The organism is Arthrobacter sp. OAP107 (assembly GCF_040546765.1).
Classification (GTDB): domain Bacteria; phylum Actinomycetota; class Actinomycetes; order Actinomycetales; family Micrococcaceae; genus Arthrobacter.
The window spans coordinates 2,086,673-2,109,889 of the sequence record NZ_JBEPOK010000001.1; the positions used below are offsets into that span (position 1 = coordinate 2,086,673).

Sequence of the window (23,217 nt, forward strand, 5' to 3'; positions counted from 1 at the left end):
AGACCGCCATGGCGAACTCTCCCTCGGGGGAATCGGTGATCAGCCGCGTGGTGCGGCTCATGGGCGCCTTCGACCGGGACTTGCCGGCCATGACGCTCTCCGGCCTCGCCCGCCGCGCCGGCCTGCCGCTGACCACCGCGCACCGGCTGGTGGATGACCTCGTCCTGCACGGCCTGATTGAGCGGCTGCCGGACGGAAACCTGTGCTCAGGGATGCGGATGTGGGAGCTCGCCGCCCGCGGCTCCCGTGCCCTGAACCTCCGCGAGCTGGCGCTGCCGTTCATGGAGGACGTCCAGGCAGCCGTCCACCAGCACACCACCCTCGCCGTACTGGACCACGGCACCGTGCTGTACGTGGAGCGCCTCTCCTCGCCGCACTCCAGCCTCGATGCAGCCCACATTGCGCAGCGGATGCCCATCCACGCAGCCTCGTCCGGGCTGGTACTGCTGGCGTTCTCGCCGCCTGCCGTCCAGGCCGGGGTGCTCACAAAGCCCCTAAAGGCCGTTACCCCAGAAACCATCACGGACCCTGCCCTTATCCGCAGGCACCTGGCCGAGATCAGGCAGCGCGGCTACGTGGCCCTGCCCGGCATCGGCGTCACCGAGTGGACGGGCATCGCGGTGCCCGTCTTCGGGCCCGGCAATACGGTCGCTGCGGCGCTCAACGCCATCGTGCCGCGGCTGGACGCCGCGGTTCCCTTGATCGTCCCCGCCCTGCTGACCGCTGCGCACGGGATCTCCCGCGCGCTGAAATCCGCTTAGTTGTGCGGCCGGCTAAATCCGCTCGGCCCACTACCGGGCCGGCTTTCGCAACCGATGAACGGAAGACCTGTGGGGGCGGGCGCGGCGGATCCCGCACTGTGGTGTGAGAGGCGGATCACACGCGATGACGCCGAAGCCAACCGGAAAGAAGGACGATGATGTCTTGCCCACTGACAGCAGCACCCCCGGTCTCCGCACCGTCCCCGAACACCCTGCCCCCAACCACGCTGCCCCCGTATTCGCACGAACTTGACTGGCCGGAGGGCCTGGCGCCCTTCAAAGTGGTGGACGACGGGACCCAGGGCGACCCCTACCGCCACTACCAGTGGATGCGCGAGAACGCCCCGGTCCTGCGAGCCCATTCACCGGTATCGGATGTCTGGTTCATCTCCCGCTACGACGACGTCCGCCGGGCCATGCGGGCACCGAAGGTCTTCTCCTCCCAGGTTGTGGACCCGGTCCCGCTGACCTTCCTGACGCTGTTCGACGCCCCCAACCACACGCGGCTCCGCCAGGTGGTGGCGCAGGCCTTCATCCCCAAGGCCATCGCCCGCTTTGAGGAGCGGGTGCGGGAGAACGCTGAAAAGTACCTGGCGCCGATGCTCGCCGCCGGCGGCGGGGACGCCGTGGACGACTACGCCATCCCGCTGAGCATGTCCACCATCAGCGCCCTGCTCGACGTTCCGGCCGAGGACTTCGAGAAGATGAAGTTCTGGTCCGACGAGACCTTCAGCTACTTTGGCCGGCTGGCCCGCAACGCCCAGGGCACAGGCACCGACGAGCAAAGCACCTTCGAGTTCTTCGCCTATCTCAAGGACACCATGGAGCGCCTGTACCGGGAGGACAGCGACTCGGTCGGCGGCCACATCGCCCGGATGTGGAAGGACGGCCTGCTCAGCGAAAAGGAAGCCAAGGAACTCTGCGCCTTTGTGTTTGTCGCAGGCCACGACACCACCACCATCCTGCTGGCCAACGCCTTCCGGATCTTCAGCGAGCAGCCCGCCCTGCTGGACCGGATCCGCCGGAATCCGGATGACGCGAGCCTCTTCGTCGAGGAACTGGCCCGCTACCGCGGCACCGTCCAGCGGGCCAGCCGCATCACCACGGAGGAGGTGGAGGTTGCCGGCGTGACGATTCCGGCCGGCGCAATTGTCCGGCTGCTGCCCGCCGCCGCCAACCGGGACAGCGGCAAGTATCCCGACGGCGAGCGCTTCGACATCGACCGCAACACCGACGGCCACCTCGGCTTCGGGCACGGGGTCCACAGCTGCCTCGGCGCGCCGCTTGCCCGGCTTGAGGTACTGGTCACCGTGAAGCTGCTTGCCGAAAAGCTGGCCTCGCTCACGCTGGATCCGGACAGACCCATCGAATACGTGCGCGGCAACAACCTGACCAACTCGGGCCCGGAGCACCTGCACGTGGTGCTGAAGGAGGAGACCAATGCGTAACGGCACAGGCACCGCAGCACCCGCAGCGGCCCAGGACCCCGTGGTCATCATCGGTTCGGGACACTCCGGCGTCGCTGTCGCCGCAGGGCTCCGCACCCGCGGTTGGGAAGGCGGCATTCTGCTCATCGACGCACAGCAGGAACTGCCCTATGAACGGCCGCCGCTCTCCAAGGAACTCCTGAAGGACGGCGCCCCCGACGACCCAGCCGTGCTCCGCAAGGAGAAGTTCTATGCGGACAAGGGCATCGCCAGGCTTGCCGGCGTCACCGCGGAGTCCATAGACAGGGTAGGCCGGACCGTGCAGCTGTCCGACGGGACGCGGCCGGCATACCACCGCCTGGTCATCGCCACGGGTTCACGGGCGCGGCCCCTCACCGTGCCGGGGTCCGGTCTTCCGGGGGTGCGGTCCCTGCGGACGCGGGACGATGCCCTCGAACTCAAAAGGCTGCTGGTGCCGGGAGCCCGCGTGGCCATCATCGGCGCCGGGTACATCGGGCTGGAGGTGGCCGCGGCGGCGGCCGCGGCAGGGTGCGAGGTCACTGTGCTCGAGTTCCAGGACCGGGTGATGAGCAGGGTAACGTCAGCCCCCGTCTCCCGCCACTTCGAGCAGCTCCACGGGCGGCACGGGGTCCGGTTCGTCTTCGGCGCCGCGGTCACATCGATCGACGGCGGGGAACGGGCCGAACGCGTGACCATGGCCGACGGCACGAGCTTTCCTGCCGACGTCGTCCTCGCCGGCATCGGCGTCCTGCCCAACCAGGAGCTGGCCGCGGGTGCAGGCCTCGAGTGCCGGGACGGCATCCTCGTGGACGGGGACGGCGGGACCTCCGATCCCGCCATCTACGCCAGCGGGGACGTCACGCGGTTCACCAGTCCCATCGACAGGGCCAGCCAGCGGCTCGAGTGCATCCAGAATGCGCTGGCGCAGGCAGACCGGGTAGCGGCGCACATCACCGGTCAACCGGCCGCCGAACCGGAGGTTCCGTGGTTCTGGACCGTCCAGCACGGTGTCCGGCTGCAGACCGCCGGCGTCCGCCATCCGGAGGACGATGTTTTCGTTCGCGGCGAACCCGCCGGCGGCAAATTCTCAGTGGTCTACGTCCGCGACGGCCGCCTCGCCGCCGTCGACACCATCGCCAACCTGGCCGAGTTCCGCACGGCCAAGCGGCTGATCGCCCGGGGAGCCCGGATCGACCCGGTGCTCGCCGCTGACCCCGCCATCCCGCTCGCCGAAGCCATCTGCGGCACACCCAACCCCACCGACGCTGACCTTGCGGCAGCCCGATCCTAAGGAAACCGGCATGAGCAACAACAAACTGACCGTCGTCGACCGTGAAGGCGCCACCCATGACCTTGAATGGGAGCCGGACCAGAGCATGATGGAGGCCCTGCGGGACAACGACCTGCCCGTGCTGGCATCCTGTGGCGGCACCGCCTCCTGCGCCACGTGCCACGTGTTCCTGGAGCAGGAGGTCTTCGACACCCTCGAGGACCGCAGCGAGGACGAACTCGAGCTGCTCGCGGAGGCTGAGGGCTACCGGGAATGCGGCTCGCGGCTCTCCTGCCAGGTGGGCTTCAGCCGGGACCTCAACGGGGTCACCGTGACGCTGGCGCCGCAAGAGTAGAGCAGCTAGCTGCCGGGCGGGTCCGTCACCGTGACCCGCACCGCGCAGGCGTCCGCCGCGGCCTTCTTCAGGACGGCCGCGCGGGGATCCGGGACGTCGAGGTAGGCAAGTCGCGGCCTGCCGGCCCAGGGCTTGAGGGCAGGCAGTGCCAGAACTTCGTCGGCCAGGGCGCGGTCACCGCCGGGGACGATGTATTCGAAGGCCTGGCCGGAAAACACCAGCCGCGCCTGCTCCGCCACCGCTTCCGCCATCGCGTCCGCCTGGTTGGCGCGGCGCCGGGCGAACCGCTGCTGCGACTGGCCGCCGGCCGCGGTGCGGGACTGCACATATTTGGAACCGGTCTTGGCGGCGAGGATGATCCCCTCGCTGGCCACGGCCACGCCGTATCCTCCGCGGCGGACCAGGAGCAGGCCCACCGTGCGGGGCTGGGCCGCCAGCGCAGCCAGCCGCTCCACCAGGCCGGCTCCGCGCCCCGGCCGGCCGTCGTCCGGCCAGGGCGGCACCAGCAGGGCGGTGGCGCCGTCCGCGGCAGCCAGCCGTACGCCGTCGTCGTGGTCCCCATAGTCAAGGGCACCGTGGCTGGCAGCAAACCGGTCAACCCACCCGGCCAGCCGCGGGCCGGGGACGAAGGCGGTCCTGGTGGACGCCGGGCGTCCCTGCGCTGGCTCTCCCTGCGGTTGATGTCCCTGTTCCGGACGGCTGCCTGGCATGGCCGGTTTTCCCCGCTTTCGTGGCCGGATTTTTCCTGCTGAATCTAGAAGTAGCCTATCTATGTGGATGATCTCTTTGGTTCGGCGGCACAGGACAGCGACGACGGGAACGACGGCGACAACGACGACGCCGCTGACTCCGGCCAGTTTCGTTCAGCCCAGTCCCGCTCAACACAGTCCCGTTCTGCCCAGCCGCGCAGCCCGCTGGCGGTCCGGATGCGTCCGCGCACGCTTGACGAGGTGGTGGGCCAGCAGCACCTGCTGGGCCAGGGGTCACCGCTGCGGCAGCTGGCAGCTGGTGCCGATGCTGCCGGTCCGGCCGGCCCCAGTTCGCTCATCCTCTGGGGTCCGCCAGGCACTGGGAAAACCACGCTGGCCCATGTGATCGCACGGGGTCCCGGGCGCAAGTTCGTGGAGCTCTCCGCCATCACGTCCGGGGTCAAGGATGTCCGCCGCGTCATGGACGACGCCCTGACCGCCCGCGACCTGTACAAGACCACCACCGTCCTGTTCCTGGACGAGATCCACCGCTTCAACAAGGCCCAGCAGGACGCGCTGCTGCCCGGCGTCGAAAAGGGCTGGGTTGTCCTGGTGGCGGCAACCACGGAAAATCCGTCGTTCTCGGTGGTCTCGCCGCTGCTGTCCCGCTCCCTGCTCCTGACTCTCAAGCCGCTCACGGACGCGGACATCGAGGGCCTGCTGGTGCGGGCCGTCGAGGATCCGCGCGGGCTGAACGGCAACGTCCGGCTCAGCGACGAGGCCCTGGAACACCTCGTCCGGCTGTCCGGCGGGGACGCCCGCCGGGCGCTCACGGCCCTGGAGGCCGCTGCCGGCGTTGCCTTCGGTGACGCGGACGACGTCGAAAGTGCCGTTGCGGGGGACGGCGACACCGATGAGGACGGTGACAGTGCTGCAGGCGGCACGGTTGATGTAGGTGCAAGGGAGCCTGTCACCGTGGACCTGCGGCACACCGAGCGTGCCGTGGACGCTGCAGCCGTGCGATACGACCGGGCCGGGGACCAGCACTACGACGTGGCCAGCGCGTTCATCAAGTCCATCCGGGGCTCTGACGTGGACGCGGCCCTGCATTACCTCGCGCGGATGCTGGAGGCGGGGGAGGACCCGCGCTTCGTGGCCCGGCGCATCGTGATCTCGGCCGCGGAGGACGTGGGCATGGCGGATCCGACGGCTCTGCAGACGGCGGTTGCCGCGGCACAGGCCGTGCAGCTCATCGGTATGCCTGAGGGCCGCATCGTCCTCGCCGAGGCAGTGGTCCACCTGGCCACGGCGCCCAAGTCGAACGCGGCCTACATGGGCATCAACAAGGCCGTCGCTGACGTGCGGGCGGGCCTGGGCAACGGGATCCCCGCGCACCTGCGCGACGCGCACTATCCAGGGTCAAAGCAGCTGGGCCACGGAGTGGGCTACAAGTACGCCCACGATGCCCCGCACTCGGTGGCCGCCCAGCAGTATCCGCCGGACGATCTTGTGGGCCGCGACTATTACGAGCCCACAGCAAACGGTGCGGAGCGGGACATCGCTGTCCGGCTTGAACGGCTGCGGAAGATCGTCCGGGGCAAGTGACCGCCGTGGTAGGATGGATGTTTGTCTGGCAAGGCACGGACGCACAATCCACCGAATTTTAGTTCGACGGAGCTGTGCCCTGTGCCCAGTAGCAAAAGGCAGCGGTTGGCCGATGCTCTCCATCGTGGAGGCCAGTAACACTGACACACCGCAGATATTTGGAAGGACACAAGTGGCTAACAACACTCGTGCTCGCCGTCAGGCCCGCCTCTCGCGGTCCCTCGGCATCGCTCTGACCCCCAAGGCCGCCAAGTACATGGAGCGCCGCCCGTACGGCCCCGGTGAGCATGGCCGTGCCCGCAAGAAGCAGGACTCCGACTACGCCGTACGTCTGCGCGAGAAGCAGCGCCTGCGCGCCCAGTACGGCATCCGCGAAGCCCAGATGACCCGTGCCTTCGAAGAAGCACGCCGCACCAAGGGCCTGACCGGTGAAAACCTCATCGAACTGCTCGAAATGCGCCTCGACGCCCTCGTGCTGCGTGCCGGCTTCGCCCGCACCATCGCACAGGCCCGCCAGCTGGTTGTGCACCGCCACATCCTGGTTGACGGCATCCGCGTTGACCGCCCGTCCTTCCGCGTCGGCGAGGGCCAGCTGGTCCACGTCCACAGCCGCAGCGAAACCATGCCTCCGTTCCAGGTTGCAGCAGCCGGCGCCCACCGCGACGTCCTGCCCCAGGTTCCGGCCTACCTGGACGTCAAGCTCGACGCACTGCAGGCCCGCCTGGTTCGCCGCCCGAAGCGCTCCGAGGTCCCCGTGACCTGCGAAGAGCAGCTCGTCGTCGAATTCTACGCACGCTAAATTCCGGCAGCGTATACAAAGAAGCCCGTGGCAAGCGCCGCGGGCTTCTTTGTATGTAAGGTACTTGGGGGACATTTGCGGCTGCAGCACTTTGGCCGCCGCATGCCCGGTACAGTTCCACGGAGTTTCAAGGAGATGAACGTCTATGTCTGGTGGCGATATTGCCGGCCTGATCGCGGCCGGGGTATTTGCGCTCCTGGTCCTGTTGCTTGCTGTGCCCATCCTCAAGCTGGGGCGGGTGTTTGATGAGGTGCGGACCTCCATCCGCTCCATCAGTGACGGCGCCACCCCGCTCATGGACGAGGTCACCGCGACGGTCTCCACCACCAACCAGCAGCTGAAGAAAGTGGACGGCATCGCCTCCAACGTTTCCGATGCCTCGGCCAACATCTCCGCCCTGTCCTCCCTCGTGGCCGCGACTGTCGGTTCGCCGCTGATCAAGGTGGCTGCGTTCAGCTACGGCGTCCGCTCCGCGTTCGCCACCCGCAAGAAGCCCGCCACCGGCCGCCGCAGCCGCTAAGTCCACCGGAGAACTGAAATGAAACGACTTGTCTGGATGGGAATCGGCGTGGCCATCGGGGTCATCGCGTTCCGCAAGGTCACCGAAGCGCAGTCGGCGCTGGGCCCCGAAGGCCTGAACCGGGCCGTGGGCCGGCTCGCCGACGGCGTGTACGACTTTGCCGACGCCGTCCGCGCCGGCATGCGCGAACGGGAAACGGACCTGCGCACCGCGCTGGGTGTCGAATCCCAGGACGTCGTCCGCCGCTAAACGCGCGAGAATTAAAACCTGCAGTGCCCACCGACACCGGGACTGCCTCTGAATCAAACTGTCACGCGCCAGCATGCGTGAACCAAGAAGGGTAAGTAATCAGCTCATGAAGTCGCAGGAGATCACAAAGCGCTGGGTCGATTTTTTCGTCAGCAAAGGCCACACGGCGGTTCCCTCCGCATCGCTGGTCTCCAGCGACCCCTCCCTGCTGTTCACGGTTGCCGGCATGGTGCCGTTCATCCCGTACCTGACCGCGCGCGAGGAACCGCCCTACACCCGGGCCACCAGCGTCCAGAAGTGCATCCGCACCGGTGACATTGAGGAGGTGGGCAAGACCGCCCGCCACGGCACCTTCTTCCAGATGTGCGGCAACTTCTCCTTCGGGGACTACTTCAAGGAAGACGCCATCAAGTTCGCGTGGGAGCTGCTCACCACGGGCGTTGCCGACGGCGGATACGGACTTCCGCCCGAACGGCTCTGGGTGACGGTCTACGAAGAGGACGACGAAGCCGAGGAACTCTGGCTCAAGAACACCGGAGTGCCCGCTGAGCGCATCCAGCGCATGGGCAAGTCGGACAACTACTGGTCCACCGGCCAGCCCGGCCCGGCCGGCCCCTGCTCGGAGATCTACTACGACCGCGGCCCGGCCTACGGCGCCGAGGGCGGCCCCATCGCCGACGAGAACCGCTACGTGGAGATCTGGAACCTCGTGTTCATGCAGTACCAGATCGACAACGTCCGCTCGAAGGTCGAGTTCGACATCATGGGCGAACTGCCCAAGAAGAACATCGACACCGGCCTGGGCATGGAACGCCTCGCCATGATCCTGCAGGACGTCGAGAACATGTACGAGACCGACCAGGTCCGTCCGGTCATCGACATGGCTGCCAAGCTCTCGGGCAAGGAATACACCTCCGCCGAGACCGAGGACGATCCGCACCACACCGATGACGTCCGCATGCGCGTCGTCGCCGACCACATCCGCTCGGCCCTGATGCTCATCGCCGACGGCGTCACGCCCTCCAACGAAGGCCGGGGTTACGTGCTGCGCCGCCTCATCCGCCGCGCGGTCCGCTCCATGCGCCTTCTGGGCGTGGAACAGGCCTGCCTGCCGGACCTGCTGCCCGCGTCGCGGGACGCCATGAAGGGCGTGTACCCCATCGTGGACACGGACTTCGACCGCATCAGCCGGATCGCCTACGCCGAAGAAAAGGCGTTCCTGCGTACCATCGCGTCCGGCACGGCCCGCCTCGAGGACGCCGTCAACGAGTCCAAGGCCGCCGGCCGCCCGCTCTCCGGTGCCGACGCCTTCACACTGCACGACACCTACGGCTTCCCGATCGACCTGACGCTCGAAATGGCCGAGGAAGCCGGGCTGAAGGTGGACGAGCCCGAGTTCCGCAAGCTCATGCTCGAGCAGCGCCAGCGCGCCCAGGCCGACGCCAAGGGCAAGAAGGGCGGCCACGCCGACCTCTCCGCCTTCCAGGAGCTGCTGGCCGAGGGCGAGACCGTCTTCACCGGCTACACCGACCTCGAGGGCGAATCCCGCGTCCGCGGCATCCTCAGCGGCGGCAGCAAGGTGGCCCAGGCCGCCACCGGCGACGAAATCGAACTCGTCCTCGCCGAGACCCCGTTCTACGCCGAAGCGGGCGGCCAGGCAGCCGACACCGGCCTGATCACCGGCGACGGCTTCGTCGTCGAGGTCCTGGACGTCCAGCGTCCGGTCAAGGGCCTGAGCGTCCACAAGGCCATCGTCCGCGAGGGCGAGATCGCCTCCGACGCCCTGGTCCGGGCAGCGGTGGACCGCGAACGGCGCCACGCTGCCGAGCAGGCGCACACCGGAACGCACATCGTGCACGCGGCGCTGCACCAGATCCTCGGCCCGCAGGCCACCCAGCGCGGTTCGTTCAACAAGGCCGGCTACCTGCGCTTCGACTTCGCCTGGGGCGAAGGGCTGAGCGCCGCCACCAAGTCCGAGATCGAGGAAGTCTCCAACCTCGCCATCCGGAACAACTTCCACGTGGAGACCAAGGTCATGGGCCTCGCCGAAGCCAAGGCCCTCGGCGCCATGGCGCTGTTCGGCGAGAACTACGGCAGCGAAGTCCGGGTTGTGGAGATCGACGGCGCGTGGTCCCGCGAGCTGTGCGGCGGCACGCACGTGTCCAACACCTCCCTCATCGGCAGCCTGTCCCTGCTCGGCGAGCAGTCCGTGGGGTCAGGGAACCGCCGTGTCGAGGCGTTCGTCGGCATGGACGCCTTCCGGCACCTGGCCGCCGAACGCGCCCTGGTGACCGAACTCACCGAAATGCTCAAGGTGCCCTCGGGCCAGCTGGCTGACCGGATCTCCGCTACCCTCGCCAAGCTGAAGGCCACGGAAAAGGAACTCGAGCGGCTCCGGAAGGAGCAGCTCGCGGCCGCTGCCGCCCAGCTCGCGGGAACCGCCGTGGACGCCGCCGGCGTCCGGGTCATCGCGCACGACGCCGGCCAGGTCAGCGGAGCCGACGACATCCGCGGCCTCGCCCTGGACCTGCGCAACCGGCTGGGTTCCGAGGCCTCAACGGTTGCCGTCGCAGGCGTCAGCAACGACCGCCCGGTCATCCTGGTGGCAACCAACGCAGCCGCCCGTGAAGCCGGCGTGAAGGCCGGTGCCCTGGTCCGGCTCGCGGCCGGAATCCTCGGCGGCGGCGGTGGCGGCAAGGACGACGTCGCCCAGGGCGGCGGTACCGACGCCTCCAAGGTCGGCGCCGCACTGACCGCCGTCGTCGATGCTGTCACCAGGCGCTAACCAACCGTGACTTCCTCCGCTGAGCCGCACGTCCACCCCCGGGGCATCAAACTGGGGGTGGATGTGGGGACCGTCCGCGTCGGCGTCGCAATTTGTGACCGGGATGAGATTCTCGCCACACCGCTGAAGACGCTGGACCGCAATACCAAGAAGAATTCGGATGTCCGGGTCCTTGCCGCCCTGGCGGCAGACCGGGGAGCCGTGCAGATTTTCGTAGGCCTGCCACGGACCATGAAGGGCGAGGAACACGCCTCAGCCCGCATGGCGACGGAGTACGCCCAGCTGCTGGCTGACGAGCTGGACCGCGCAGGTTTGGACGTCCCGGTGCACCTGGTTGACGAACGGCTCAGCACCGTCACGGCCCACCGCAACCTTCACGAAGCTGGCATGAGCAGCAAAAATCACCGTAAAGTGGTGGATCAGGTTGCGGCTGCAGGAATCCTGCAGCACGCCATCGATATGCAAAAAGCCAGGGGAACGGATGTGGGGAGCCGTGTGCGCGCGCTTCCCCGTACGGGGCTGCCCGGACACGCCGCCGCAGATACTGCTGAACGGCCTGATCCGGAAAAGGAAACACAATCTTCAGAGGATGGACAGCTATAGTGAGCCCGGTCAATAGCGACGACTCCTCCGGCGGCCCCTTCATGGACGCCGGACGGCCCCTGACACGCAAGGAGATCCGCGCCCGCGAGAAGGCCATCACCGCCGAGTCCGGCGATGCCGTGCCCGAGCAGGCCTACGAGTCCGGTGAAGAGGTGCACGTCGGAGTCGGCACCGCGCAGCGGGCCGGGTCATCGGCCTCCGGTTTGGCGAGCCCCCGGACGGCGGCAATGGCGACGACACCGGCCGCCGTTCCGGCTGCATCCGCCGTGCCGGAACCCCGCATCCCTGCCGCCCAGGTTCCGGAGGCGCGGCCTGTTCCGGCCGCCGAGGTTCCTGATGCCCAGCCGCTTCCGGCCGCCGAAGTTCCCGACGCTCCGCCGGTTCCGCCAACCATCCACGACCCCGCCGAACATGCCGGCGCGGCAGCTCCCGCCGACGCCGGGTATGTGGATGCTGAGATCCACGGCGTCCAGAACGAGGACGCGCCGCACTTTGCCGAGTTCGCACACGGCCACCACGGGGACGTCCACCACGAAGACGTCGACCACTATGACGTCCACCATGACGCGGCAGCCCACGAGACCTACGAGGACCATGCGCACTACGAGCAGCAGGCTGTGGGGCACCAGCTCCTGGCCGGCGCCGAAAGCGCGGCCACGGTGGCACGGCCCTCCAAGAAGGTCCGCCGCCGGCGCCGCCTCGTGGCGCTCCTGCTGACCCTCGCGCTCTTCGTCACCGCCACCGTCGTCGGCGCGCAGTTCCTGAAGCCGCTGCTGGGGAACGACAAGCCGGCCGACTATCCCGGCCCCGGCACCGGACAGGTCAAGGTATCGGTGGTTCCGGGCGAAGGGCCGGTGTCCGTCGCGGCCAAGCTCGAGGACGCGAAGGTGGTGGCCAACTCCGAAACTTTCATGGCGGCCCTGACCGCGTCCGGCGGCACGCTGAATCCGGGGGAGTACGAGTTCAAGCAGGAAATGAAGAACTCCGACGCCGTCTCCGTGCTCCTCAACGAGGGACAGGCGAAGGTCATGTACTTCGCCCTCAGCGCGGGCCTGCGCATCGATGAATCGCTGCAGGCCATCTCTGAAGGGTCCGGCCTTTCCCTGGCCCAGCTCAAGGCACTCAGCGACTCACCCAAGCAGTTCGGTCTGACCTCGAAGGCGAAGAACCTGGAAGGCTTCCTGGCCCCGGGGGAGTATCGCTTCCCGCTGGGATCCACCGCCAAGGAGATCCTCACCAAGCTGGTCAAGTCCACCCAGGACGAACTGAAGGCCCAGGGCGTCACGGACGCCGCCAAGCAGTACGACGTCGTGACCGTCGCCAGCATCGTGCAGGCAGAGGGCGGCCAGGCCGAATACAAGGACGTGGCGGGCGCCATCTACAACCGCCTGAAGCCCACCAACACGGAAACCAACGGGCTGATCCAGTCGGACGCCACCGTCACCTACGGCCTGGGCAAGAAGACCTTCCACATCGACGAGGCCGAAAAGGCCGACAAGTCCAATCCGTACAACACCTACGCCATCAAGGGCCTGCCTGCCGGGCCCATCGGATCGCCGGGCAAGACGGCCATCGACGCGGCGGCCAAGCCGAACAACAACGATTACCTGTACTGGGTGACCATCAACCTCGACACCAAGGAAACGAAGTTCTCCAAGACGCTTGCCGAGCACAACGGCTACGTCGAGCAGTACAACGCCTGGTGCGAGGCCAACCCGGGCCGTTGCGTATGAGCCTGCGGGCAGCCGTCCTGGGGCACCCCATCGGCCATTCGAAATCGCCGGCGCTCCACCTTGCCGCCTACGCGCGGCTCGGAGCGGACATCGGCTACAGCGCCATCGACGTGACCGAGGAGGCGCTGCCGGCGTTCATGGACTCCGTCCGTACCGAGCCCGGCTGGCGGGGGCTGTCCGTCACCATGCCGCTGAAGAAGGCGATGGTCAGCGAGGTGGATGAGGTCCGCGGCGTCGCCCGGGTCCTGGGCGTCATCAACACTGTGGTGTTCGAGGAGGCGGGAGCGTCCGCGCGGCGCGTCGGCTACAACACCGACGTCGCGGGAATAGTCAACGCCCTCCGCAATGCCGGCGCGGCCGAGGGCCCCTCGGCCGTCATACTCGGCGGCGGCGGAACGGCGGCCGCGGCAGTGGCAGCCCTGCAGGAGCTTGGCGCCGTGTCCGTGGACCTGTACGTCCGGAACACCGCCCGGGCTGAAGAAGCCAGGGCTGCGGCCAGCGGGCTCGGCATGGACATCACCGTCCATTCCCTCGACGGTGCCGTCGAAGCGATGGCTGGAGCCGGCGTCGTAATCTCCACCCTGCCGCCGCGGGCGGCCGACGGGATGGCGGCGGAGCTGGAAGCACTGGGACGGCGCACCGACGGCGTCCTGCTGGACGTTGCCTACGACCCCTGGCCCAGCAAAATCGCCGCCGCTTGGCATGCCGGTGGCGGAACAGTGGTCCCCGGCTTGGAGATGCTGCTCTACCAGGCGGTGGAGCAGGTCCGCCATTTCACCGGCCTGGCAGAGGCCGGAAGTGCCGACGTCATAGATGTGATGTGCGACGCAGTCGGGGCACCCCGGCGGGTGTCCTGACCGCCAGACATGGCAGGATGGTTTTTATGTTGCGTTGGTTGACCGCCGGTGAATCCCATGGCCCGGCACTGGTCGGAATTATTGAAGGCGTCCCCGCAGGTGTTGAACTCACCAGCGGGCAGATCGCCGATGCCCTTGCCCGCCGGCGGCTTGGCTACGGCCGCGGGGCGCGGATGAAGTTTGAGCAGGACGTCGTCACGATCCTCGGCGGTGTCCGCCACGGCATCACCCAGGGCGGCCCCGTAGCCATCCAGGTGGGCAACACCGAATGGCCCAAGTGGGAACAGATCATGTCCGCCGATCCTGTGGCCCCGGAGGAACTCGAAGGCCAGGCCCGCAACGCCCCGCTGACCCGGCCGCGCCCCGGACACGCCGACTTCACAGGCATGCAGAAGTACGGCTTCGACGAGGCCCGCCCCGTGCTGGAACGTGCCAGCGCCCGGGAAACCGCCACACGTGTTGCCATGGGCACTGTTGCCGCCCAGTTCCTGAAGCACCTCGGCATCGAGCTCGTCAGCCACACCGTCTCCATCGCCAGCGTTACCGTCCCCGAGGGCCGGCCGCTGCCGTTGCCGGACAACGTGATTGCGCTCGACGCCGACCCCCTGCGCTGCTTCGACCGCGAAACATCCGACGCCATGGTTGCGGAGGTGGACGCCGCCCATAAGGAAGGCGAAACCCTCGGCGGCGTGGTGGAGGTGCTCGCCTACGGCCTGCCCCCGGGACTCGGCAGCTACGTCCACTGGGACCGCCGCCTGGACTCCCGCCTGGCCGCCGCCCTCATGGGCATCCAGGCCATCAAGGGCGTTGAGGTGGGCGACGGTTTCCTCACCGCCGCACGCCGCGGTTCGGCCGCCCACGACGAGATCGTCAAGGACTCCGACGGCCGGATCATCCGCACGTCCAACCGCGCCGGCGGCATCGAAGGCGGCATGAGCATCGGCGACGTCCTGCGCGTCCGGGCCGCCATGAAGCCCATCGCCACCGTGCCGCGCGCCCTGAAGACCATCGACATCAGCACCGGCGAGGCCGCCAAGGCCCACCACCAGCGCTCCGACGTCTGTGCGGTTCCGGCTGCCGGCGTGGTGGCCGAGGCCATGGTTGCGCTGGTCCTGGCCGAGGCCGTCACCGAAAAGTTCGGCGGCGACTCCGTGGCCGAGACCGCCCGCAACATCAAGGGCTACCTCGAGAGCATTCCGGCGTCGCTGGATACGATCGGACTCTAGTGCCCCGGAGCAACACACCCTGCGCCGCAGGGGACCGGCCCATTGTGCTCATTGGGCCAATGGCGGTCGGCAAGTCCGCGATCGGGCAGCAGCTTGCGCAACAGCTGGATGCCCCGTTCGTGGACACCGACGCGGTCATCGTGGAGGGCCACGGTTCCATCGCGGACATCTTCGCCAACCGCGGCGAGCGGGCCTTCCGGGAGATCGAAGCCCGGACGGTTGCGCGCATCATTGAGGCCGCGGCCGGCACCGCCACCGTAGTTTCCCTGGGCGGCGGCTCGGTCCTGGACTCCGGCACCCAGCAGCTGCTGGAACGGTGCACGGTGGTCTACCTGGAGTGCGACGCCGACACCGTCGCCGCCCGGATCGCCAAGAACTCCGGACGGCCGCTGTTGGCAGGTGACGGCATCCGGCGCTGGAAGGCGCTGTTCGCAACCCGAAAGCCGGTCTATGAACGCCTCGCGGACATCGTGCTTGATGTCCGGCAGGGAACCGTGCCGCAGCTTGGCCTGAAGCTGGAAGCGGCACTGTGCGACTTCGCCGCCGGCAAGCCGCACCAAACCACCACCCGCGAGATCAACAAAACCGCGACGACGGCAGCCAACGGAAGTGCTGCCGCGAAACAGGAAGTTGAAAAGTGAGCGAATCAACCGTCATCAAGGTCACCGGCCAGTCGGCCGGGGACAACTACGACGTCGTAGTTGGCCGCGGCCTGCTCGGCACGCTGCCGGGACTGCTGGGGGAGCGCGTCCGCCGCGTCCTCGTCATCCATCCCCGGGCCCTCCGGCTCACCGGCGACACCGTCCGGGATGAACTGGCCGCTGCCGGCTTCACGGCCGTCACCGCCGAAATCCCCGACGCCGAGGAAGGCAAGCACATCCAGGTTGCCGCGTTCTGCTGGCAGGTCCTGGGCCAGAACGATTTCACCCGCTCCGATGCCGTGGTCTCCGTCGGCGGCGGCGCCGTCACCGACCTCGCCGGCTTCGTGGCCGCCACCTGGCTGCGCGGCGTCAAGGTCATCCACATGCCCACCAGCCTCCTCGGCATGGTCGATGCCGCCGTGGGCGGCAAGACCGGCATCAACACCGCCGAAGGCAAGAACCTGGTTGGTTCCTTCCACCCGCCCGCAGCCGTCCTCACGGACCTGGACACGCTGAAGACCCTGCCGCGGAACGAGATCATCTCCGGCATGGCCGAGGTCATCAAGTGCGGCTTCATTGCCGATCCCGCCATCCTGGACCTCGTGGAGAAGGATCCCGACGCAGTGACGGATCCCGGCTCCGACATTCTCCGTGAGCTGATCGAACGCGCCATCGCCGTCAAGGCCCGCGTCGTGTCGGAGGACCTCAAGGAATCCGGTCTCCGCGAAATCCTGAACTACGGCCACACCCTGGGCCACGCGATCGAACTCGTGGAGCGCTATTCCTGGCGGCACGGCGCCGCCGTCTCGGTGGGCATGATGTTTGCAGCCGAGCTGTCCCGCAGCGTTGGCCGGCTCAGCGACGCCGACGCCGACCGGCACCGCAGCATCCTCGAATCCCTCGGGCTGCCCGTCACCTACCGGCGCGACCGCTGGCAGGGGCTGCTGGACGGCATGCGCCGTGACAAGAAGTCCCGCGGCGACCTGCTCCGCTTTGTGGTCCTCGACGGGATCGCCAAGCCGGGAATCCTGGAAGTGCCGGATACCTCCCTGCTTTTCGCCGCCTACCAGGAGATTGCTTCCTGATGCGCGACGACCAGAGCGGAACAATCGAATGGCCCGACGGCGGATTCCCGGGGATCCGGGTCAACCCCGAATCCCTGCTGCCTGAAATCATCAGCGAAGAGACGTGCGCGGCCGCGCTCGAGGAATCCACCGACCCCGCCGAACGGGTCCTCGTGCTGCTGGTCGAGGGACGCGCCGCCGACGCCGCCGAACTGCTGGCCGAGGCACGCTACAAGGACCCCGAGTCGTTCCGGCTGCGGGCCTACGAAGCGGACGTCCTGCGCGTCTCGCACCGCTACGACCGCGCCGTCGAGCTCTTCCGGCAGCTCCTCTCCGAGGCGCACGGCACAGCCAACGAGGCCCTCGCCCACCAGTACCTGGGCCAGGCGTACTTTTCGGCAGGGAACATCGGCGCCGCCGTGGAATCCTTCACACGGGCGCTGGACCTCCGGGTGGCGCAGTCCGCCGACGCTGCGCTGATCTACTCCTCAACGGTGGCGCTGCAGCGGGCGCGGGACGTCTTCGAACTGGCGTCCTGACCGGTCCTCCGGCCGGACCGGGCCGGGCTTCCGGCCGCTCCGGCAGGGGGCCCGAAAAGCGTGGCCGCCTTTTCCGATAGAATAGTTTCTGGATTTTTGATAAACACACGCTGGCGCGCCGTTCGGCATGCCCGCTTGGCATAACAGCTGGCAGCCAGAACCAGTCAGACACAACCAGAGGAAACCAGTGGCAACCACAAACGACATCAAGAACGGAACCGTCCTGAAGCTCGAGGGCCAGCTGTGGAACGTTATCGAGTTCCAGCACGTCAAGCCGGGCAAGGGCGGCGCTTTCGTGCGCACCAAGATGCGCAACGTCATGTCCGGCAAGGTCGTCGACAAGACCTTCAACGCCGGCCTCAAGATTGAGACCGCCACCGTGGACCGCCGCGACTACCAGTACCTGTACCAGGACGGCGCCGACTTCGTCTTCATGGACACCTCGGACTACGACCAGATCACCGTTTCCGGCGCCACTGTGGGCGATGCCACCAACTTCATGCTGGAAAACCAGATGGTCAACATCGCCATCCACGAAGGCACCCCGCTGTACATCGAGCTGCCGCCGAGCGTTGTCCTGGAAATCACCTACACCGAGCCGGGCCTGCAGGGCGACCGCTCCTCCGCCGGCACCAAGCCCGCCACCCTGGAAACAGGCTACGAGATCCAGGTGCCCCTGTTCGTCGAGAACAACACCAAGGTCAAGGTTGACACCCGCGACGGCAGCTACCTGGGCCGGGTCAACGACTAGTGAGCGCCCGCGGTAAAGCCCGCAACAGGGCTCTCGAGGTCCTCTTCGAAGCCGAGCAGCGTTCTGTCTCGGCGTTCGACGTGCTGCGTGCGCGCCGCGAGAGGACCGACCAGATCGTCAATCCGTACACCCTCGAGATCGTCGAAGGCGTCGTGTCGATGCAGGCCACCATCGACGAGTTCCTGGAGACCTACTCACAGGGCTGGACCCTGGAGCGCATGCCGTCCGTGGACCGCATCATCCTGCGGATCGGCACCTGGGAACTGCTCTACAACGACGACGTTCCCGACGGGGTTGCCGTCAGCGAAGCTGTCGCTCTGGCCAAGACGCTCTCCACCGACGAGTCGCCGTCGTTCATCAACGGCCTCCTGGGGCGCCTTCAGCAGCTGAAGCCGTCCCTGCTCGCCTGAGCTGAGGTATTCGCAGAAAGTCCCTGCCGGTTTGCCGGCAGGGACTTTTTGCATTTTTCTGCTGAACTGTTCCCTACTGCTGGACAGCCGCCCGCAGCGCGGTCAGATGGCGCAGCTGCTGCGCCTCGTCCTGCTGGTGCGACGGGACATCCCTGCCGCTGAGGATCCGCTGCCGGGTGAAGGCCAGCCGCGTCGCCGCCTTGACGAACTCCTTCATCTCCTCGCCCCGGTTGTACGACCCGGCCCAGCGGACGGCCTGCCGCCGGCCGCCCGGAGTGGACAGGAGATCCACCTCGGCTGGAGCGAACCAGCCGGCGGCGGCGTACTCCTGGAGCCGCTGCCGGGTGAGGCGCGTTTCCGCGATCCGCAGCACCACGATGCAGGCCACGGCGAGCAGGAAAATCGGGATCTGCACCAGGACGTACTGGGCCAGGAAGTCCTGGCCCATGCTGTTCCACCTGTTGTGCAGGATCATGGCGGGGACCAGGCCCACGAAGAACGCGAGCACCGAGATTCCGGAGTGCCCGCGCCGCGCCGCCAGGCCCATGACCAGGCCAGTGGTCCCGGTGAATATGGCATGCGCGAACGGCGACATCACCCCGCGCAGGAAGAAGATCTGGACAAGGTCGCTGCCGGGTGTGCCTGACTCGGCGATCGCCCGGCCGAAGTAGAGGATGTTCTCGGTGAACGCGAAGCCGCCGGCGATGGTGAAAGCAAACACCACGCCATCGACGGGGCCGTCGAAGTTCCGGCGGGCGAACAAAAGAAGCAGCAGCAGGCCCAGGGACTTCGCGAACTCCTCCACCACCGGGGCCTGCACGGTGGTCATGAAATCGCGGAAGGACTCCTCGTCGGTGGCCGGGGCCGCCAGGGCGAAGACCGGCTGGATGAGCAGCGTCACCGCGATCGAAACGGCCGCGCCCCAGGTGAAGGCAAAAATTAGCAGGCGCTTCGGTTCCGGTTCCCACCGGTCAATGACGGCCACTGCGGTGAGCACCGCCGCCAGCGGGATCAGGGATGCAACAAAACCGATGACGAAGCCGGTGACGCCGGTGCTGGCCAGGAGGAACGGCACCACCAGGAACAGGCTCACGAAGGCCAGTACCCCGCCGCCCACGACGAGCCCCAGCGTCCCCGCCCCCGGGCGGGCGGCCACGGTGGACGCGGCCTCCGGGATGACCTGGTCCACGGCGCCGCCGCTGTGCCCGGGCGCCGGCCTGTAGTTCTGCGGCTGGACGTGCCCCATCCAGCTGGGATTCGCGGGCTGCCCGGGAAACTCAGGTCCGGGGAACTGCCTCTGCTGCGGGTTCATCGACATAGACACGAGCCTAGTGCGGTGTGACGGACAACGCCTTCTGCCGGGGCCGGAGGCAGACGCCCGTGTGGTAATTTTGGAAGGCAAATGTTCCTTTTTTAATTCCGTCCCGTGAGGCGGGGAAAGGGGAGACGAGCGATGACTCATGTCACGCAGGCACCGGTTCCGGCCAGGGTTGTACTCAACCAGGCGGACATTGACCGTGCCCTCACTCGGATCGCCCATGAAATCCTCGAGGCCAACAAGGGCTCCCAGGATCTGGTGCTGCTCGGCATTCCCCGCCGCGGCTACCCGCTTGCAGTCCGGCTCGCCCAGAAAATCGCCGCCGCCGATCCCGCAGTGGACGCCGCCGCGATCGTCGGCCAGCTGGACGTCACCATGTTCCGGGACGATCTTTCCCACCAGCCCACGAGGCCACCGCACCACACCCAGCTGCCGCTGACGGGCATCGACAACAAGGTCGTCGTGCTGATCGACGACGTGCTGTACTCCGGCCGGACCATCCGGGCCGCCCTCGACGCGCTCGTGGACCTCGGCCGGCCGCGCATCGTGCGCCTGGCTGTCCTGATCGACCGCGGCCACCGCGAACTGCCCATCCGCGCCGACCATGTGGGCAAGAACCTGCCCACCTCCTCCGCCGAAAAAGTCCGGGTGCGGCTTGAGGAGACCGACGCTGTCGACGGCCAGGCGGTCAACGAAGTGGTAATCGAGGGCGGCGCATGAAGCACCTGCTCTCCACCGAAAACCTCAGCCTGGCCAACGCCGTCCGCATCCTCGACACCGCCGAAGAGATGTCGACCGTGGGGGAGCGCGAGGTCAAGAAGCTTCCCGCCCTGCGCGGACGGACCGTGGTGAACCTCTTCTTCGAGGATTCCACCAGGACCCGCATTTCCTTCGAAGCCGCAGCCAAGCGGCTCTCCGCTGACGTCATCAACTTCGCCGCCAAGGGATCCTCGGTCTCCAAGGGCGAGTCACTCAAGGACACCGCCCAGACACTGTCCGCGATGGGGGCCGACGCCGTCGTTATCCGCCACTGGGCCTCCGGCGCACCGCACCGGCTGGCAGCCACGGACTGGATCGACGCCGCCGTCATCAACGCCGGTGACGGCACCCACGAACACCCCACCCAGGCACTGCTGGACGCGTTCACCATGCGCCGGCACTGGACCAAGCTCTCCGGCCTGCCCTCCACGGGGGCGGACCTGCGGGGCATGCGCGTCGCCATCGCCGGCGACGTCCTGCACTCCCGCGTTGCCCGGTCCAACGTCTGGCTGCTGCGCACGCTGGGTGCCGACGTCACCCTGGTGGCGCCGCCCACCCTGCTGCCCATCGGCGTCGAACACTGGCCCTGCAGCATCAGCTACGACATGGACGAGACCCTGGAAAAGGGCGTCGACGCGGTGATGATGCTCCGCGTCCAGGGCGAACGGATGAACGCCTCGTTCTTCCCCTCCACCCGGGAGTACTCCCGCCGCTGGGGTTTTGACGACAACAGGCTTCGGGCCCTGGACAGACTGGGCCTGAAGGACACCATCATCATGCACCCCGGCCCGATGAACCGGGGCCTGGAAATTTCCGCAGCCGCCGCCGATTCGCCCCGTTCCACCGTGCTCGCACAGGTGAAGAACGGCGTCTCGATCCGCATGGCCGCCCTGTATCTGCTGCTCTCCGGGGACACCCGTGAACCAGCCGCCACCCTGAAGGAGAGCAACTGATGGCTGAAGAAACCACTTACCTGATCCGGGGCGCCGCGATCCTGGGCGGCGACGCCGAGGACCTGCTCATCCGCGACGGCGTGATCACCGCCCGCGGAACAGGCATCGCCGCGGACGGCGCCACGGTAATCGACGCGGCCGGCCTCGTCGCCCTGCCGGGCATGGTGGACGTCCACACGCACCTGCGCGAACCGGGCCGCGAAGACGCGGAAACGGTGGAAACCGGCACCCGCGCCGCAGCCCTGGGCGGCTTCACGGCCGTGCACGCCATGGCCAACAGCACCCCGGTGGCGGACACAGCCGGCGTCGTCGAGCAGGTCTACAGCCTGGGCAAGGCCGCCGGCTGGGTGGACGTCCGCCCGGTGGGCGCCGTCACCGTGGGCCTCGCCGGCGAACAGCTCGCCGAGCTCGGCGCCATGGCAGACTCCCGCGCCCGGGTCCGCATGTTCTCTGATGACGGCATCTGCGTCCACGATCCGGTCCTGATGCGCCGCGCCCTCGAGTATGTCAAGGCGTTCGACGGCGTGGTGGCCCAGCATGCGCAGGAACCGCGGCTCACCGCCGGCGCCCAGATGAACGAAGGCCAGGTTTCCGCCGTCCTCGGCCTGACCGGCTGGCCGGCAGTGGCCGAGGAAAGCATCATCGCCCGCGACGTGCTCCTGGCCCAGCACGTCGGTTCCAGGCTGCACGTCTGCCACGTGTCCACCGCAGGCTCGGTCGAGATCATCCGCTGGGCCAAGAGCCGCGGCATCAATGTCACCGCCGAGGTAACCCCGCACCACCTGCTCCTCACCGATGACCTGGTCCGCAGCTACGACCCCGTCTACAAGGTCAACCCGCCGCTGCGCACCAACGACGACGTCCAGGCCCTGCGCGCCGGTCTGGCCGACGGCACCATCGACGTGGTCGGCACCGACCACGCCCCGCACCCGAGCGAGCACAAGGAGTGCGAGTGGGCGCAGGCGGCCATGGGCATGACCGGCCTGGAAACCGCCCTGTCGGTGGTCCAGCACGCCATGATCGAAACCGGCCTGATGACCTGGGCCGACTTCGCCCGGGTCACCTCCACCGCGCCGGCCGGCATCGGCCGGCTCACGGACCAGGGCCGGCCGCTCGAGAAGGGCGAACCCGCCAACATCGTCCTGGTGGATCCGGCCGCACGCTGGACCGTGGACCCTTCCGCGATGGCAACGATGGGACGCAACTCGCCGTTCCGCGGCATGGAGCTTCCGGGCAAGGTGGTGGCCACGTTCTTCAAGGGCCACCCCACAGTCCTGGACGGCAAGCTCAACACGCCCTACCGCTCCCTGTCGGAAGCGCCGGTTGCCGGCGCAGCAGGTGCCAACTGATGGAAAAAGTCCTTCCCGGACTTGCGATGCTGGCGGTTGTCGCCGTCGTTTTTGTCCTGATCTGGATCGGCTGGCGCGGCCGGCTGCGGCGCCAGTCCGGCATCGAGCAGCTGCCGGCAGTCCCCGACGTGCTGGGCCAGCCGCTGATTTCGGCGGACGGCCAGTACGTGGCTTCCACCACCGCGGGTGACTGGCTGGACAGGATCGCCGTGCACGGCCTCGGCATCCGCACCAACGCGGAGCTCTCCATCCATCCGGAAGGTGTGCTCCTGGACCGCTCCGGCGCGCGGCCGCTGTTCATCCCGGCGGCCTCGCTGGCCGGCGTCCGGCAGGACAGCGGCATGGCCGGTAAATTCGTGGAAAAGGACGGGCTGCTGATCCTCAGCTGGACGCTCGGAACCCACGCCCTGGACACCGGCTTCCGCACCCGCCGCGCCGCGGACAAGCCGGCAGTCCTCCAACAACTTCAGGAAATGATCTCCCCAGGCCCCCAGGCAGGTGCCCATAGTGGAAAGTAATAAAGTGACGGAAAC

The 23,217-nt window shown here is 67.8% G+C and carries 24 protein-coding genes; 22 read left to right on the forward strand and 2 right to left on the reverse strand.

The genetic code is table 11. The features are described 5' to 3' along the window. Positions 1 to 8 precede the first annotated feature (8 nt). The 4 genes from ABIE00_RS09795 to ABIE00_RS09810 all read left to right on the forward strand — a co-directional run bounded on the left by ABIE00_RS09795 (position 9) and on the right by ABIE00_RS09810 (position 3,834). Positions 9 to 761 (forward strand): IclR family transcriptional regulator, encoded by a 753-nt coding sequence (locus ABIE00_RS09795; RefSeq protein WP_354259596.1) that lies wholly within the window; start codon positions 9 to 11, stop codon positions 759 to 761. 155 nt (positions 762 to 916) lie between these two features. After that, entirely contained in the window at positions 917 to 2,209 is a 1,293-nt protein-coding gene (locus tag ABIE00_RS09800) for a cytochrome P450 (RefSeq protein WP_354259599.1), read from the forward strand. After that, positions 2,202 to 3,500 carry an NAD(P)/FAD-dependent oxidoreductase gene (locus ABIE00_RS09805; protein WP_354259602.1) on the forward strand — a complete coding sequence of 433 codons (1,299 nt, stop codon included), beginning with the start codon at positions 2,202 to 2,204 and terminating at the stop codon, positions 3,498 to 3,500. The genes ABIE00_RS09800 and ABIE00_RS09805 overlap by 8 nt, the downstream gene beginning before the upstream one ends. 10 nt (positions 3,501 to 3,510) lie before the next feature. Beyond that, on the forward strand, positions 3,511 to 3,834 hold the full coding sequence (locus ABIE00_RS09810) for a 2Fe-2S iron-sulfur cluster-binding protein (protein WP_354259604.1): 324 nt from the start codon (positions 3,511 to 3,513) through the stop codon (positions 3,832 to 3,834). 5 nt (positions 3,835 to 3,839) lie between these two features. Here the strand turns inward: ABIE00_RS09810 and ABIE00_RS09815 are convergent, their stop codons facing one another. Beyond that, positions 3,840 to 4,544 carry an acVLRF1 family peptidyl-tRNA hydrolase gene (locus ABIE00_RS09815; protein WP_354259607.1) on the reverse strand — a complete coding sequence of 235 codons (705 nt, stop codon included), beginning with the start codon at positions 4,542 to 4,544 and terminating at the stop codon, positions 3,840 to 3,842. A gap of 63 nt (positions 4,545 to 4,607) precedes the next feature. Here ABIE00_RS09815 and ABIE00_RS09820 point away from each other — a divergent pair, with 63 nt between their 5' ends. From ABIE00_RS09820 to nusB, 14 genes are all read left to right on the forward strand, one after another. After that, a complete protein-coding gene (locus ABIE00_RS09820; RefSeq protein WP_354259610.1) occupies positions 4,608 to 6,128 on the forward strand; it encodes a replication-associated recombination protein A in 1,521 nt (506 codons plus the stop codon). 172 nt (positions 6,129 to 6,300) lie between these two features. Further along, a complete protein-coding gene (gene rpsD / locus ABIE00_RS09825; RefSeq protein ID WP_215049997.1) occupies positions 6,301 to 6,927 on the forward strand; it encodes a 30S ribosomal protein S4 in 627 nt (208 codons plus the stop codon). Positions 6,928 to 7,072: 145 nt separating this feature from the next. Further along, positions 7,073 to 7,447 carry a DUF948 domain-containing protein gene (locus ABIE00_RS09830; RefSeq protein WP_003800727.1) on the forward strand — a complete coding sequence of 125 codons (375 nt, stop codon included), beginning with the start codon at positions 7,073 to 7,075 and terminating at the stop codon, positions 7,445 to 7,447. Between the two features lie 18 nt (positions 7,448 to 7,465). Further along, positions 7,466 to 7,696, forward strand: coding sequence for a DUF6167 family protein (locus ABIE00_RS09835; RefSeq protein ID WP_172411874.1), 231 nt, complete (start codon positions 7,466 to 7,468; stop codon positions 7,694 to 7,696). A 106-nt stretch (positions 7,697 to 7,802) separates the two neighbouring features. Continuing rightward, positions 7,803 to 10,481 carry an alanine--tRNA ligase gene (gene alaS, locus ABIE00_RS09840; RefSeq protein ID WP_354259615.1) on the forward strand — a complete coding sequence of 893 codons (2,679 nt, stop codon included), beginning with the start codon at positions 7,803 to 7,805 and terminating at the stop codon, positions 10,479 to 10,481. Between the two features lie 6 nt (positions 10,482 to 10,487). Then, on the forward strand, positions 10,488 to 11,084 hold the full coding sequence (ruvX, locus tag ABIE00_RS09845) for a Holliday junction resolvase RuvX (RefSeq protein WP_354259618.1): 597 nt from the start codon (positions 10,488 to 10,490) through the stop codon (positions 11,082 to 11,084). Continuing rightward, positions 11,084 to 12,817 (forward strand): endolytic transglycosylase MltG, encoded by a 1,734-nt coding sequence (gene mltG, locus ABIE00_RS09850; RefSeq protein WP_354259621.1) that lies wholly within the window; start codon positions 11,084 to 11,086, stop codon positions 12,815 to 12,817. Before ruvX ends, mltG begins: the two co-directional genes overlap by 1 nt. Continuing rightward, positions 12,814 to 13,674 carry a shikimate dehydrogenase gene (locus ABIE00_RS09855; RefSeq protein WP_354259624.1) on the forward strand — a complete coding sequence of 287 codons (861 nt, stop codon included), beginning with the start codon at positions 12,814 to 12,816 and terminating at the stop codon, positions 13,672 to 13,674. The genes mltG and ABIE00_RS09855 overlap by 4 nt, the downstream gene beginning before the upstream one ends. 26 nt (positions 13,675 to 13,700) lie before the next feature. After that, complete coding sequence (gene aroC, locus ABIE00_RS09860) at positions 13,701 to 14,900, forward strand: chorismate synthase (protein ID WP_331572804.1); 1,200 nt, start codon at positions 13,701 to 13,703, stop codon at positions 14,898 to 14,900. After that, on the forward strand, positions 14,900 to 15,541 hold the full coding sequence (locus tag ABIE00_RS09865; RefSeq protein WP_414640532.1) for a shikimate kinase: 642 nt from the start codon (positions 14,900 to 14,902) through the stop codon (positions 15,539 to 15,541). The genes aroC and ABIE00_RS09865 overlap by 1 nt, the downstream gene beginning before the upstream one ends. Then, positions 15,538 to 16,626 (forward strand): 3-dehydroquinate synthase, encoded by a 1,089-nt coding sequence (gene aroB / locus ABIE00_RS09870; protein WP_354259629.1) that lies wholly within the window; start codon positions 15,538 to 15,540, stop codon positions 16,624 to 16,626. Before ABIE00_RS09865 ends, aroB begins: the two co-directional genes overlap by 4 nt. Then, positions 16,626 to 17,144 carry a tetratricopeptide repeat protein gene (locus ABIE00_RS09875; protein ID WP_354259632.1) on the forward strand — a complete coding sequence of 173 codons (519 nt, stop codon included), beginning with the start codon at positions 16,626 to 16,628 and terminating at the stop codon, positions 17,142 to 17,144. The genes aroB and ABIE00_RS09875 overlap by 1 nt, the downstream gene beginning before the upstream one ends. A 187-nt stretch (positions 17,145 to 17,331) precedes the next feature. Next, entirely contained in the window at positions 17,332 to 17,895 is a 564-nt protein-coding gene (gene efp, locus ABIE00_RS09880) for an elongation factor P (protein ID WP_003800749.1), read from the forward strand. Continuing rightward, positions 17,895 to 18,305 carry a transcription antitermination factor NusB gene (gene nusB, locus ABIE00_RS09885; RefSeq protein ID WP_003800750.1) on the forward strand — a complete coding sequence of 137 codons (411 nt, stop codon included), beginning with the start codon at positions 17,895 to 17,897 and terminating at the stop codon, positions 18,303 to 18,305. The genes efp and nusB overlap by 1 nt, the downstream gene beginning before the upstream one ends. 73 nt (positions 18,306 to 18,378) lie before the next feature. Here the strand turns inward: nusB and ABIE00_RS09890 are convergent, their stop codons facing one another. Then, complete coding sequence (locus ABIE00_RS09890; RefSeq protein ID WP_354259636.1) at positions 18,379 to 19,623, reverse strand: PrsW family intramembrane metalloprotease; 1,245 nt, start codon at positions 19,621 to 19,623, stop codon at positions 18,379 to 18,381. A gap of 135 nt (positions 19,624 to 19,758) precedes the next feature. On the opposite strand from ABIE00_RS09890, the gene pyrR reads away from it, so the two are divergent. The 4 genes from pyrR to ABIE00_RS09910 are packed head-to-tail and all read left to right on the forward strand — an operon-like array spanning position 19,759 to position 23,202. Further along, positions 19,759 to 20,343, forward strand: coding sequence for a bifunctional pyr operon transcriptional regulator/uracil phosphoribosyltransferase PyrR (gene pyrR, locus ABIE00_RS09895; protein ID WP_354259639.1), 585 nt, complete (start codon positions 19,759 to 19,761; stop codon positions 20,341 to 20,343). Next, on the forward strand, positions 20,340 to 21,335 hold the full coding sequence (locus tag ABIE00_RS09900) for an aspartate carbamoyltransferase catalytic subunit (RefSeq protein WP_331572791.1): 996 nt from the start codon (positions 20,340 to 20,342) through the stop codon (positions 21,333 to 21,335). The genes pyrR and ABIE00_RS09900 overlap by 4 nt, the downstream gene beginning before the upstream one ends. Continuing rightward, positions 21,335 to 22,684: a dihydroorotase gene (locus tag ABIE00_RS09905; protein ID WP_354259642.1), complete on the forward strand. Its 1,350-nt coding sequence runs from the start codon at positions 21,335 to 21,337 to the stop codon at positions 22,682 to 22,684. Before ABIE00_RS09900 ends, ABIE00_RS09905 begins: the two co-directional genes overlap by 1 nt. Beyond that, positions 22,684 to 23,202, forward strand: coding sequence for a PH-like domain-containing protein (locus tag ABIE00_RS09910; protein ID WP_331572786.1), 519 nt, complete (start codon positions 22,684 to 22,686; stop codon positions 23,200 to 23,202). Before ABIE00_RS09905 ends, ABIE00_RS09910 begins: the two co-directional genes overlap by 1 nt. The last annotated feature ends 15 nt before the right edge of the window (positions 23,203 to 23,217 follow it).